This window comes from Microlunatus soli (assembly GCF_900105385.1).
GTDB classification, from domain to species: domain Bacteria; phylum Actinomycetota; class Actinomycetes; order Propionibacteriales; family Propionibacteriaceae; genus Microlunatus; species Microlunatus soli.
Genome location: NZ_LT629772.1, coordinates 5,441,952 through 5,455,042, shown reverse-complemented (window position 1 = coordinate 5,455,042; position 13,091 = coordinate 5,441,952). Strand labels below are relative to the sequence as shown.

Below are 13,091 nucleotides of genomic sequence, written 5' to 3'. Positions count from 1 at the left end.
TGGAGGCTTTGCCCCGCAGCTCGGGAAGGGCGGACCGTGCCAACCCTCAACTCGGCCCGGATGCGGACCGCTCATCTGGCCCGCCGTGCCGACTATTCGGTGCAACAGGTCCGCAACCTCGAACGCGACGGGGTGCTGCCACCGGCCGAACGTTCCGACAACGGCTACCGGATCTACCACGAGCGTCATCTGCAGTGTGCCCTCGCCTATCGGGGGCTGGCCGCCGGCATCGGCCCGGTGCAGGCCAAGCGGTTGCTCCGAGCAGTACACAACGGCCCCGCGGCCGCGGTGCTGGCGATGCTCGATGCAGCCCACGCCCGGCTCGACACCGAGCGCGGCGATCTTGCGCTGGCGCGACATGCGGCGGCCCAGATCGGCAGCGAGCCGATCGGCGATGTGCGGCCGGCCGATGATCTGACGATCGCCGAGCTCGCCGACGCGCTCGGGATGCGGACCTCTGCACTGCGGCATTGGGAGGCGGCCGGGCTGCTGACTGCGGAGCGCGACCCTCGGGGGCGGCGCCGGTTTACGCCCGAGCAGGTCCGCGACGCGCGCATCGTCCAGCAGCTGCGCTCGGCCGGCTACCCGATCGATGCTGCCCGCGCGACGCTGGAACAACTCCGAACGCTGCACGGCTCCGCCGCCGGCCTCGAAGCGATCCTGGCCGACAGAGAGGAGTCGATCACCCGTCGCTCCCGATCCCTGCTGGCCGGCAGCGCGGCACTGAGCCAGATCCTCCCCCTCGACTGAGCTGCTCGCCGACGCAGCCCGGTCAGTCGGCGGCGTTGGCCATCGCCCGCTGTGCTGCGTCGCAGCTGTCGGTGGGATTGGAGTTGAAGGCGATCACGGCCTGCGGCGCGTGCCGTCTGATCAGATTCACCACGGTCTCGAAGAGCTCCAGCAGCGGCTCGGGCTTACGGATCCCGCCGCCGACGACGACGACGCAGTCGTAGGCGCGCTCGGCCAGTGCTGCGGTGATCTCACCGACGGCCGATTCGTCCAACGACACCAGGCATTCCGTCGGTTCCAGACCGGAGCCGGCGAACCTGTCGCGGCCGATCCGCAGCGCGGTGTTCACCTGCTCGGCGTCGACATTCGGAACAGTCGTCGGGTCGAAGCCGACCAACAGGACAGGGCGTGAGGTTGTTGCTGACACGCCAGCGAGGCTAACCCCGGCGGGTCAGGCAACGGTATGACAGCTGTAACGCCTTCCCGTTCGACCGGTGATGATCACCGACGGTTCACGGCAAGCAGTCGACCAGGGCCGACGGCCCGTGCAGCCAGTGCCCGGCGACGGCCGTGGCGTGCACACCGACAGTGATCAACTCCGGCGCGGCCAGTGTGTACGGGTCGGCGTCGAGCAGCACCAGGTCCGCCGGTTGCCCGGCGCGTACGATGCCGCGCCCGCGGGTCGAGAAGCGCAACGCATCGGCAACCGACAGCTGTTGTTCGGGGTGCCAGGGGTGGCCGATGATCGACTCCCGATCGACGGCTGCGGCGATCGCCCGCCAGGGATCGAGCGGCGCAACCGGCGCGTCGGAACCGAATTCGATCATGGCGCCGGCGTCGACCAGTGCCGCAAACGGGAAGGCCCGTCCGGTACGTCCTGCCCAGTAGCGGTCCGCGACCTGCCAGTCGTCGATCGCGTGCCAGGGTTGCATGCTGGCGGTGACACCGAGGACGGCGTAGCGGCCGAGGTCGTCGTCGGCGACCAGCTGGGCGTGTTCGATGCTGCCGCCGGCGCCGGTCCGTTCGAAACAGTCCAGCGCGATCGTATTGGCGAGGTCACCGATCGCGTGTACCGCCATGATCAACTTCCGCCGCTGGGCCTGCCGCATGATCTCGGACAGGGCCTCATGATCGAGAACGGTCTCACCGTGGCCGTCGGTGCCGGGATACCGGTCGTGGCACAACGCAGTCCGGGTGTTCAGCGAGCCGTCGACGAACACCTTGACCGGGCCGAGGGTGAGCAGACCGTCGCTGCCCGGCAACTGCTGACCGGACGTCAATCCACGGGTGGTTGCATCGGACAGCTCCGGCGCCAGCACCGCGCAGTCGACCCGGATCGGCGTCCGCCCGAAATGCTGACGTCGTTCCCAGACGGTGAGGTTGTCGGCGAACTCGAAGTCGCGCAGGCCCACCAGACCACGCCGGACGGCCGAGCCGACGACCTCCTCGACCAGGGCATCGGTGCGTTGCTCGCTCGGCTGCGGCAGCCGCATCAGGGCCTCGAACCAGACCTCCTCCTTGAGCACTCCGGTCGGGTGGCCCGGGTGTCCCAGCAGTGCGATCCCGGCGCTGTTCGCCCAACCACAGTGCAGATCGGCGCTGATCATGATCACCGGGCGGCGTCCGAACCGACGATCGAGCAGGTCCTTGTGCAGCGGCTCGGGCCACAGCCCGTCACGGAACCGGGCGCCGATCAGCGGTTCGTCGGAATCCGATCCGCCGGCTTGCGGTGCGGTGGCCGCTGCAGCAGCCACCAGGTCGACGGCGTGCGCGGCAGATGTCGCCGTCGACAGGTCGATCCGGCTCTGCTGGATCGCATACTGGGTGAGGTGGGCGTGGCCGTCGTACAGACCGGGGACCAGCCATCGCCCGCCGGCGTCGTACCGCACACCGTCATGATCGACTTCGTCATGATCAACGATCTGGGCCACCACGCCGTCGGCGATCCGGACGTCGAGCCGTCGGTCCGCACCCGGTCGACGGACGTCGATCAGCCAGTTGCCGCCCGTCACCAGCCCACTCGCTTCACGTATCGGGCAGCGACACGTGCCGTGCTGCCAGGTCGATCGAGCGGCGGACCCCGAGCAACTGCATCGCTCGGCGGTATTCGGTGCTCAGGATTTCGTAGGCGCGGGCGACACCGTCCTGGCCACCGGCCATGATCCCGTACAGGTAGGCCCGACCGACCAGCGCTGCATCGGCGCCCAGGGCCCGGGCCGCCGCGATGTCCTGGCCGTTGCGGATCCCGCTGTCGACCAGGATCGGTACCTGGTCGCCCAGCGCCTTGCGGACCTGTGGCACCAGCGTGATCGGCGCCGGCGTCCGGTCCAACTGCCGGCCGCCGTGGTTGGACAGCACCACCCCGTCGGCGCCGTGCTCGACCGCTTCCGCGGCGCCCTCGGCGGACAGGATGCCCTTGACCAGCAGCTGTCCCTTCCACTGCTCCCGGATCCAGTCCAGGCTGTCCAGGCTGAGATTGGAGTCGAAGACGCGGTCGGCGATCTCGTTGAACTTGTACTTGGACTCCAGGAACTTCAACGAGGCAAACGAAACCTGCTCGGTGGTCAGCTTGTTGACCCACCAGGACGGATGCCGCGCCATGTCGACGATCGTCGCCGGCCGCAGGGTCGGCGGGATGGTCAGTCCGTTGCGATCGTCCCGGAACCGTTTGCCGGAGACCGCGGTGTCGCAGGTCAACACGATCGTCGAGCAGCCGGCGTTTTGGGCGCGACGGATCAGTTCGGCGTTGATCTCCTGAGAGGTCGGATACAGCTGGAACCACAGGTCGACCTCGGGTGCGGCGGCCCGGACGTCCTCGACAGTGGTGTTGCCGACGGTCGACAGCCCGTACGGGATGCCGACGGCCTGCGCCACCCGGGCCACCGCGGCTTCGCCGTGGTGGTGCATCATCCGGGTGTAGCCGGTCGCGCCGAAGCCGAGCGGCAGCGCCCATCGGCGACCGAACACCTCGACCTCGAGCTCCGGGTCGGCCACCGGGTGCAGCGCATCGGGGTGGAAGGTGAGGTCGCGGAAGGCCTGCACGTTCCGGTCCGCGGTGACCTCGGACTCCGCCGCACCGTCGACATAGTCGAAGACCGACAACGGCGTCGTCCGCCGCGCGGCCTTGCGCAGGTCGTCGATGGTCAGGGCATTGTCCAGTCGACGCTGCGTCGGGTTCACACTCGCCGACCGGAACTGGATGTTCTGCCGAACCTCCGACCAGCGGGGTCGGCGACGAGTCACCGGGACCGGGGATACGCCGGGGAGCCTGGTCTTGCGCGGCATCGCTCAGTTCCCCCGTTCCGGATCAGCACCGATCCGCAACAGCACCTTGCAGGCCGCCGAACGGTCGCTGGCGGTGTCGAACGCCTGCTGCGCGTCGGCCAGCGCGAATTCGTGGGAGATCAGTGGCTCGGGATCGATCGTGGTCGCCAGCAGGTCGATCGCCTCGGCGAACTCGGTGTGGAAGCGCCACGATCCGCGCAACCGGATCTCCTTGTTCACCAGGGCGTTGCCGAGGATCGAGGTCATCCCGGGCGGCAGGATGCCGACCTGGACGATCAGCCCGGCCCGACGGACCGTACGGATGCAGCTGTTCAGCCCCGGCCCGGAACCCGACGCCTCGATCGCGACGTCGACCTGTTCCGGCCAGGAGCCGTCCTCGGTCCGATCGGCGCGCAGCAGCACGTCGGCGCCCATCTGCCCGGCCTGGGCCAGCGCCTGATCGGTCAGGTCGGACGCGTACACGGTGCCGGCCCCGGCCTGCTTGGCGGCGGCGACCGCAAGGCAACCGATCGGCCCGGCGCCGGTGACCAACACGGTCCTACCGGCGATGTCGCCTGCTCGTTTGACGGCGTGATAGGCGACGCTGAACGGCTCGCTCAGTGCTGCCCGCCGCAGCGTCATCCCCGGCGGCAGCGGCACTGCACGCTCGGCGTCGACCACCAACCGCTCGGTGAAGCCACCCTGGATGTGCGGAAAATGCGCAGCCGACCCGAGGTACTGACTCTTGGCGCAGAGCTGGGGCTCGCCGGAGGTGCATTCGACGCATTCACCGCAGACCTTGGCCGGATGCACCGCGACCGACTGGCCGACCTGCAGACCGGTCACGCCGGTGCCGAGCGCACCCACCCTGCCGACCACCTCGTGGCCGACGGTCAGCGGCTCCCGGATCGCGAATTCGCCGGCAGCGCCGTCGTGGTAGTAGTGCAGATCCGAGCCGCACACACCGCCGTACGTGATGTCCACCGCCACCTCGCCGGCAGCCGGTTGCGGGGTCGGCCGCTCGGCGACCTGCAGCCGCCCCGCCCCCTCGATGACACACGCCAACATGGCTCGTCCTCACTCTCGTCCGTCCGATCCGACCGGCGCTGAATCGCACCGGCCCGGAGTCATTGTCGCGGCACCGATTCGGCGTCCCGCCACCGGCCCCGCCGTCCGATTGGGCAGAATGGACCTCCATGGCATCGACAGCGGCGCGGATCTGGCACGCGGTGAACGTCCTGATCACCGGCGCGTCCCTGATCGCTCAGACCTGGCTGGTTCTGATCGGCAGCGTCGACGTCAACTCCGGCGCCAGCACTGCCGGCCTGCCGCTGTCCAGTCGGCTGGTGAATCTGTTCAGCTTCTTCACCATTCAGTCCAACATCCTGGTGCTGGTCGCGGCGATCCGACTGCTGATCGACCCCGACCTCGGCCGCGGCCGTGGCAACGGGGCCTGGTGGCAGGTGATCCGGCTGACCGGACTGCTCGGGATCGTGATCACCGGCATCGTCTACGTGACCGTGCTCCGCCCGCTGATGGACCCGACCGGCATCCACGCCGCGGTCAATGCCGGGCTGCACTACATCACGCCACCGGTCGCGCTGATCGGCTGGCTGATCTTCGGCCCACGCCCGCGGATCGGCTGGCGGACACTGCTGCTGTCGATGGTCTGGCCGATCGCCTGGATCGTCTACACCCTGATCCGCGGCGCGATCACCGACTGGTACCCGTATCCGTTCCTGGACGTCGCGGTGATCGGTGCGGCGGCGACCGCTCGCAATCTCGCGGTGATCGTCGTGCTGGCGGTGCTGTTGCTGTTGATCATGAAAGTCGTCGACCGGTTGCCGATGCTGCCGAAGGGCTCTGATTCCTCTCCGGTTGGTCTCAGCAAGGAAACCTAGGATGCGCGTGTGGCTCCTCTCGCGCTCGACATTGGCCCCTCCGAACTGTTGATCATCCTCGCCGTCGTGCTGGTGCTGTTCGGCGGCAGCAGGCTTGCCGGACTGGGCAAGAGCGCCGGTCGGGCGATCAAGGAATTCAAGGACGAGACCGGTATCCCGGACTCATCGACGACGGCCGACCTCGCGGAGCGCCCTGCCGTCCCCGCGGAGCACCCTGCCGTCCCCGCGGAGCGCTCTGCCGACACCGGTCAGCGGCCGACCCGATAGCGCCCGTCCGGGCCCGGTTCCGGTTCAGCTGCTGACGGCGCGCAGGTGCTCGCCGATGTCGCGAGCGGCACCGATCTCGTTGCACACCGACCAGCGGACCACGCCGTCGGCGTCCAGCACGAACGAGCCACGGACCGCACAGCCGCGTTCCTCGTCGAACACGCCGAAGGCTCGAGCGACGGCGCCGTGGGGCCAGAAATCACTCAACAGCGAGAACCCCAGCCCGAGCTGGTCGGCGAAGGTGCGTAACGCAAAGATCGTGTCCACCGAGATCGCCAGCACCCGCGTCCCGGCGGCGGTGAAGTCGGGCATTGACGTCTGCAGCTGACCGAGCTCGGAGCTGCAGATGCCGCTGAACGCGTACGGATAGAAGACCAGCACCGCCGGCGCACCGAGCAGGTCGGCCCGACTGATCGTCTGGCCGTGCTGGTCCTGCAGGCTGAAGTCCGGCGCAGCCGCACCGAGCGACAGCGGCTCCGAGGTCAACGTCTGGGCCCTGGGGTCAACGCCGGGGGCCCTTCGGCGGCACCAGCTTGCTGGCCGTCCAGCCCGCCGAGACCGGGACGGTGGAGGTCAGGGTCAACCCGGCGGTGACGGCACCCTCGTTCAGGTCGGTGGCGTCGACGAAGCCTTCCCGGCCGACCTTGGGTGTCAACAGCCAGACGTATCCGGTGTCGTTCAGGTCGGTGATGGCGTCGAACAGTCCATCGATGATGTCGCCGTCCTCATCGCGCCACCAGAGCAGGACGACGTCGACCGGCTCCATCGCCTCTTCGACGAGTTCGCCGTCGATGGCGTCCTCGACCTCTTGACGGAGAGATTCGTCGACGTCCTCGTCCCATCCCAGTTCCTGCACGATCTGCCCAGATTTGAAACCGAGCCTGGAAACAGCCGACGACGTTCCCTCGGGCCGTGCGGTCGAGCTCACAACACCTCCAGTTCCCTCGTCCCGCCCTCCGGCAAGGACTCGTCTGGCCGTACCGTGATGGGCCGGCCGGTCGTGCGATCGCGTGCCGATCACACGTCCTTGATCCGCCAGACTGCCAGAGCTTGACCCTCAGGGGAAAGTTTGAGCGCGGCCGTTGCCGTGTCGTAACGCAGCGTTTGCCCTCCTCAGCCGCCCGGACGACGTTCGATACCGCCGGTATCGATGATCTGCGCCAGCATCTGGACGAGCGTAAAGCAGGTCCCGCTGCGCCCGTGTGGAGCGAGGTGACAGGATGGGTGGACGCAATGTTCACAAAATGCCGTCCGACGCATCAGCCGGAAGGCATCGCGGATATGCACCGACGGCGGGCCGGACCCCCGACGACAACCCGAGCACGACAAGAAGAGAAGCAGCACCACCCCTGCTGCAACACGTGAGGAGCCTCGATGGCCAGTCCTGGAAAGCTTCCAGCCATCACTGCTGAAGGCCTGCCCAGCCAGATCCCGGACACCGATCCGGAGGAGACCGCCGAGTGGCTGGAATCCTTGGACGGGCTGCTGGACTCCGACGGCAAGCATCGTGCCCGCTTCATCATGCTCAAGCTGTTGGAGCACGCTCGGGAGCGTCAGGTCGGCGTGCCGGCCCTGCGCAGCAGTGATTACATCAACACCATCTCCACCGAGTTGGAGCCGGAGTTCCCCGGTGACGAGCTGATCGAACGGCGGATCCGGGCCTTCATCCGGTGGAACGCCGCGATCATGGTGTCCAAGGCCAACCGCAAGGGCCTGGAGGTCGGCGGTCACATCGCCACCTATCAGAGCGTGGCCAGCCTGTACGAGGTCGGCTTCAACCACTTCTTCCGGGGCAAGAACCATCCCGGCGGCGGCGACCAGATCTACTTCCAGGGCCACGCCTCCCCCGGCATCTACTCCCGGGCCTTCCTCGAAGGCCGGCTGACCACCGATCATCTGGACGGCTTCCGGCAGGACGCCTCCCGGGGCGCCGGACGGTCAGTGACGTCCTACCCGCACCCGCGGATCATGCCGGACTTCTGGGAGTTCCCGACGGTCTCGATGGGCCTGACCGGGATCAACTCGATCTACCAGGCGCGGTTCAACCGCTACCTGCACAACCGCGGCATCAAGGACACCTCGCAGCAGCGGGTCTGGGCCTTCCTCGGCGACGGCGAGATGGGCGAACCGGAGTCGCTGGGGGCGATCAGCCGGGCCGCCCGCGAAGAGCTGGACAACCTGACCTGGGTGATCAACTGCAACCTGCAGCAGCTGGACGGCCCGGTGCTCGGCAACGGCAAGATCGTCCAGGAACTGGAGTCGGTCTTCCTCGGCGCCGGCTGGAACGTGATCAAGGTGCTCTGGAGCCGGGACTGGGATCCGCTGCTGCATGCCGACGTCAACGGCACCCTGGTGAACAAGATGAACACCACGCCGGACGGCCAGTTCCAGACCTACTCGGTCGAGGACGGCGCCTACATCCGGCAGAACTTCTTCGACTCCCCCGAGTTGCAGTCGATGGTGCAGAACTACACCGACGATGATCTTCGTCGGCTCGGCCGCGGCGGCCACGACTACCGCAAGGTGTACGCGGCCTTCAAGGCCGCGACCGAACACGTCGGACAGCCGACGGTGATCCTGGCCCAGACGGTCAAGGGCTGGACCATCGACGCTCTGGAGGCCCGCAACGCGACCCACCAGATGAAGAAGCTCTCGGTCGACGACCTGAAGGCGTTCCGGGATCGGCTCTACCTGCCGATCGACGATGATCAACTGACCGATCCGTACGATCCGCCGTACTTCCATCCGGGTGAGGACTCGCCGGAGATGAAGTACATGCACGAGCGGCGGGAGGCGCTGGGCGGTTACCTGCCCGAACGCCAACCGAAGCCCAAGATCGTCAAGCTGCCCGGCGACGAGGTCTACACCCCGCTGATGAAGTCGGCCGGCTCGGCCAAGGTGGCCACCACCCAGGCACTGGTCCGGTTGCTCCGTGACCTGATGAAGGACCCGGAGATCGGCCAGCGGATCGTGCCGATCGCACCGGACGAGTTCCGCACCTTCGGCATGGACTCGATGTTCCCGACCGCCAAGATCTACTCGCCGCACGATCAGAGCTACGAGTCGGTCGACCGCAAGCTGCTGCTGTCCTGGAAGGAAGGTCCGAAGGGTCAGCTGCTGCACGAGGGCATCTCCGAGGCCGGCGCGCTCGGCTCCTTCACCGCGGCCGGATCGTCGTATGCCACCCATGGCGAACCGATGATCCCGTTCTACATCTTCTACTCGATGTTCGGCTTCCAGCGGACCGGTGACTCGATCTGGGCGGCTGCGGACCAGATGTCCCGCGGCTTCCTGATCGGCGCCACGGCCGGTCGTACCACGCTGACCGGTGAGGGCACCCAGCACGCGGACGGGCATTCGCCGTTGCTGGCCTCGACCAACCCGGCAATCGTGCACTACGACCCGGCGTTCGGTTTCGAGATCGCCCAGATCGTCAAGGACGGCCTGCATCGGATGTACGGCTACTCCGACGAGGATCATCCGGGCGGCGAGGACGTGATCTACTACCTCACCGTCTACAACGAGCCGGTTGCTCAGCCCGGTCCGCCCGATGATCTTGACCCGCAGGCGATCCTGAAGGGGCTCTACCACTTCAGCTACGCCCCCGAGGTGCAGGGCGAGGGTGAGCATCCGACCGCGCAGATCCTGGCCTCCGGTGTCGCGATGCCGGCAGCGATCGATGCTCAGCGGATGCTCGCCGAGGAGTGGGGTGTGGCAGCCGACATCTGGTCGGTCACCTCCTGGAACGAGTTGCGCCGCGATGCGCTGGCCGCTGATCACCACAACTTCACCCATCCGGGCGAGGACCAGCAGACGGCGTACGTGACCCGAGCCCTGGAGGGCACCTCCGGTCCGGTCGTCGCAGTCAGCGACTACATGCACGCCGTTCAGGACCAGATCCAGGGCTGGGTGCCGAACAGCTGGTTCAGCCTCGGCGCCGACGGCTTCGGCATCGCCGACACCCGCGCCGGCGCCCGCCGCTATTTCCAGGTCGACGCCCAGTCGATCGTGGTCGGCACCCTGGCTGCCCTGGCCCGGGACGGCAAGTACGACCCGGCCGCTGTCGCCACAGCGTTCAAGAAGTACGAGCTGAACGATCCGACCGCCACCGCGGGTGTGCACCAGGAGGGCGCCGGAGCCTGACCGGGTTGACGCTGAAGGGTTCAGCCACCGGCCGTGATGCCCAGATATTGCTCGGCGAAGGCAGCCGCGGCGGTCGGTGAGCTGAACAGCCGACGGAGCCGGGACAACGCGGTTCCCGCGTGATGGGAGTCGCCGGACGACGGTCCGTGGAACACCTCCGACAGCCAGCCGGAGAATTCCTGGTAGTCCCAGACCCTGCGCAGGCACCGCGCCGAGTAGTCGGCGAGCGCGGACTCGTCTCCCCCGGCCAGCCGGCCGACGAGCGCGTCGCCGAGCGCGAACGCGTCGTGCAGGGCGAGATTCATGCCCTTGGCGGCGATCGGGGCTGTCAGATGGGCCGCGTCACCGGCCAGGAAGAGCCGACCGTACGCCATCGGCCGGACCACGAAGTTACGCATCGGGAGCACGCGCTTCTCGATCAGCCTGCCCTCGGCGAGCGGCGCGGCACCCTGCGCAGCGAGGCGCTGCTGCAACTCCGCCCAGACCCGGCGGTGCGACCAGTCCGCCGGATCGTCGTCGGGTAGGCACTCCAGGTAGTAGCGGGTCATCGTCGCGCTCCGGGCCATGTGCCCGGCGAACCCGCTCGGGTGCAGGCCGAAGACCGCACAGTCGTTGGACGGCGGCACCTCGGCGAGCAGGGCCAGCCACCCGACACCGTAATCGTGTCGCGCGATGCCGGCCCGTGACGGCAGCGCGTGCCGTGTCACGCCCTGGGCCCCGTCGCAGCCGGCAACGAAGTCGCAGCGCAGGAGCCGCCGTCGGCCGGTCTCAGCGTCGGTGTAGCTCACCTGCGGATCGGCGGTGTCGGTACCCGTGAGCTCGACATCGGCAACGCCGAAGACGATCTCGCCGCCGCGGACGTCGGCGTACTCGGCGACCAGGTCGGTCACCAGCCGCGGCTGCGGATAGACCCAGTGGTGTTGGCCGGTCAGCTCACCGAAATCGAAGCGCAGTCGCTCCCCCTCGACCCGGAACTCGCAGGTCGTCTGCCGTACGGCGTGGCGGAGCAGATCGGCCGCCAGCCCACGTCGTTCGAGGCCGCGGACGACACACTCCTCCAGGACGCCGGCCCGCGGCCGCTGCTCGATGAAGGCCCGGGACCCGGCCTCCAGGATCACGCAGTCGATGCCGGCCGCGCGGAGGATGTTCCCGACCGTCAGTCCGGCCGGGCCGGCGCCGATGATCACGACCGATCCGGTCATGGTGCTGATCATGGCAGGGGCCGTGCCCGCGGCCTGTCGACTTCAGTCCTCGCCGAAACCCGGGTGGCGGGTCGACCATTGATGCCGCTGCGACTGTTCCGGCTGCCGCGAGTCGCGGTCGGCAGTGTCTCGTTGCTGCTGTTCGGCGGTGTCGCGGTCGCGATGTGGTACTTCACATCCCTGTTCCTGCAGAACGTCCTCGGCCTCAGCGCACTCCGGGCCGGCCGCGGGCGCGGCAACCCGACCTGACCGAGCAATGTGTCGTGGAATCGGCCGCTCAACAACGATCTGCTCGGTCAACTCCGGCGATCCTCTGGGAGATGATCTTGTGGCCGGCACCGGGGGAATGGATAGTATCCGGAGCGTGAGAGGAGCTTGCGATGCCCGTGATCAATAGCGCCGAGGTGATCCTGGCCGACCTCGAGGTCGAGACCGTGCGGACCGACGCGACGCAGAGTTTTGTCAAGCAGGAAACGATTCTGGTACGACTGAGCACCGACGACGGCCTGATCGGGACGGGCTACTCCTACACCATCGGGACCGGCGGACCGGCGGTCGTCTCGCTGCTGCAGGAGAGTCTGCTGCCGTTGCTGATCGGCGAAGATCCACGCTGCGTCGAAGCCTTGTGGCGGCGGTTGCACGACAGTACCCATGCCACCACGGTCGGCGCGATCACCTCGCTGGCACTCGCCGCCGTCGACACCGCGCTGTGGGACCTCCGCTGTCTTGCTGCCGGACAGCCGCTGTGGTGCCTGGCCGGCGGTTATCGGCAGGCGATACCGCTGTATGACACCGAGGGCGGCTGGTTGCATCTGGCGACGGACGAGTTGGTCGCCGGCGCCTCCGCCTCTCAGCGCGCCGGCTGGCACGGGGTCAAGATCAAGGTCGGCAAGCCGTCGGTGACCGAGGACCTCGCCCGGCTGCAGGCGGTCCGGGATGCCGTCGGTGCCGAGTTCCCGATCATGGTCGATGCCAATCAGTCGATGACCGGCGCCGAGGCGGTCCGCCGGGCGGCGGCGTACGAGGCAGTGGGCTTGGGTTGGTTCGAGGAACCGTTGCCGGCCGACGATGTCAGCGGTCACGTCCGTCTCGCCGCCAGCACCTCGATCCCGGTGGCGGTCGGTGAATCGTTGTACTCGATCGGGCAGTTCCGGGATTATCTGCAACGCGATGCCGCCCATGTCGTCCAACCCGACGTCGCGCGGATCGGCGGCATCACCCCGTGGCTGAAGGTCGCCCATCTGGCCGAGGCTCATCACGTCGACGTCTGCCCGCACTTCCTGATGGAGTTGCACGTCAGCCTGGTCGCCGCGGTGCCCAACGGCCGCTACGTCGAACACATCCCGCAGCTGCGGGCGATCACCACCGAAGAGGTCGAGATCGTCGACGGACATGCGTTGGCTCCGGATCGGCCCGGCATCGGCATCGCCTGGGACTGGGACGCGATCGACGACCGCCGAACGCGGTAGCACGCGCTGAAGACGTCCCTCCGATTCGACCTGGGCCGAATGCCGAGCCCGGTCGGCCTACGGCTGAGTAGCCTCCTCTCGCTGAACTACTGCCGAGGGCAGTCGAGCTGAGGAGA

At 68.0% G+C, this 13,091-nt stretch carries 13 protein-coding genes; 6 read left to right on the top strand and 7 right to left on the bottom strand.

The window, feature by feature from the left end:
• The first annotated feature begins 36 nt into the window (after nt 1-36).
• Nucleotides 37-750: a MerR family transcriptional regulator gene (locus BLU38_RS24995; RefSeq protein ID WP_091528634.1), complete on the top strand. Its 714-nt coding sequence runs from the start codon at nt 37-39 to the stop codon at nt 748-750.
• Nucleotides 751-772: 22 nt separating this feature from the next.
• On the opposite strand, the gene BLU38_RS24990 is transcribed toward BLU38_RS24995, so the two are convergent.
• The 4 genes from BLU38_RS24990 to BLU38_RS24975 form a co-directional block, all read right to left on the bottom strand.
• A complete protein-coding gene (locus BLU38_RS24990; RefSeq protein WP_091528631.1) occupies nt 773-1,156 on the bottom strand; it encodes a hypothetical protein in 384 nt (127 codons plus the stop codon).
• Between the two features lie 85 nt (nt 1,157-1,241).
• Nucleotides 1,242-2,741, bottom strand: coding sequence for an amidohydrolase (locus BLU38_RS24985; protein ID WP_157683696.1), 1,500 nt, complete (start codon nt 2,739-2,741; stop codon nt 1,242-1,244).
• Between the two features lie 13 nt (nt 2,742-2,754).
• Nucleotides 2,755-3,909 carry an alpha-hydroxy acid oxidase gene (locus BLU38_RS24980; protein WP_231920029.1) on the bottom strand — a complete coding sequence of 385 codons (1,155 nt, stop codon included), beginning with the start codon at nt 3,907-3,909 and terminating at the stop codon, nt 2,755-2,757.
• A 108-nt stretch (nt 3,910-4,017) separates the two neighbouring features.
• Entirely contained in the window at nt 4,018-5,061 is a 1,044-nt protein-coding gene (locus tag BLU38_RS24975; RefSeq protein ID WP_091528622.1) for an L-idonate 5-dehydrogenase, read from the bottom strand.
• Nucleotides 5,062-5,189: 128 nt separating this feature from the next.
• On the opposite strand from BLU38_RS24975, the gene BLU38_RS24970 reads away from it, so the two are divergent.
• Nucleotides 5,190-5,894: a Pr6Pr family membrane protein gene (locus BLU38_RS24970; protein ID WP_091528620.1), complete on the top strand. Its 705-nt coding sequence runs from the start codon at nt 5,190-5,192 to the stop codon at nt 5,892-5,894.
• A gap of 9 nt (nt 5,895-5,903) precedes the next feature.
• The gene (locus BLU38_RS32200; protein WP_091528617.1) at nt 5,904-6,161 is read left to right on the top strand and encodes a Sec-independent protein translocase subunit TatA/TatB; all 258 of its coding nucleotides are present in this window, start codon (nt 5,904-5,906) and stop codon (nt 6,159-6,161) included.
• Nucleotides 6,162-6,185: 24 nt separating this feature from the next.
• Here the strand turns inward: BLU38_RS32200 and BLU38_RS24960 are convergent, their stop codons facing one another.
• Both BLU38_RS24960 and BLU38_RS24955 read right to left on the bottom strand, forming a co-directional pair.
• Nucleotides 6,186-6,647: a peroxiredoxin gene (locus BLU38_RS24960; RefSeq protein WP_091528615.1), complete on the bottom strand. Its 462-nt coding sequence runs from the start codon at nt 6,645-6,647 to the stop codon at nt 6,186-6,188.
• Between the two features lie 16 nt (nt 6,648-6,663).
• Entirely contained in the window at nt 6,664-7,089 is a 426-nt protein-coding gene (locus BLU38_RS24955) for a DUF3052 domain-containing protein (protein ID WP_091528613.1), read from the bottom strand.
• A 446-nt stretch (nt 7,090-7,535) separates the two neighbouring features.
• On the opposite strand from BLU38_RS24955, the gene aceE reads away from it, so the two are divergent.
• Nucleotides 7,536-10,304, top strand: coding sequence for a pyruvate dehydrogenase (acetyl-transferring), homodimeric type (gene aceE / locus BLU38_RS24950; RefSeq protein WP_091528611.1), 2,769 nt, complete (start codon nt 7,536-7,538; stop codon nt 10,302-10,304).
• Nucleotides 10,305-10,324: 20 nt separating this feature from the next.
• On the opposite strand, the gene BLU38_RS24945 is transcribed toward aceE, so the two are convergent.
• Nucleotides 10,325-11,506 carry a 4-hydroxybenzoate 3-monooxygenase gene (locus BLU38_RS24945; protein WP_197679852.1) on the bottom strand — a complete coding sequence of 394 codons (1,182 nt, stop codon included), beginning with the start codon at nt 11,504-11,506 and terminating at the stop codon, nt 10,325-10,327.
• A gap of 81 nt (nt 11,507-11,587) precedes the next feature.
• Between BLU38_RS24945 and BLU38_RS24940 the strand changes: the two genes are divergently transcribed.
• Nucleotides 11,588-11,755, top strand: coding sequence for a hypothetical protein (locus tag BLU38_RS24940; RefSeq protein WP_231920028.1), 168 nt, complete (start codon nt 11,588-11,590; stop codon nt 11,753-11,755).
• 131 nt (nt 11,756-11,886) lie between these two features.
• Nucleotides 11,887-12,975 carry a mandelate racemase/muconate lactonizing enzyme family protein gene (locus BLU38_RS24935; protein WP_091528603.1) on the top strand — a complete coding sequence of 363 codons (1,089 nt, stop codon included), beginning with the start codon at nt 11,887-11,889 and terminating at the stop codon, nt 12,973-12,975.
• Nucleotides 12,976-13,091 lie beyond the last annotated feature (116 nt).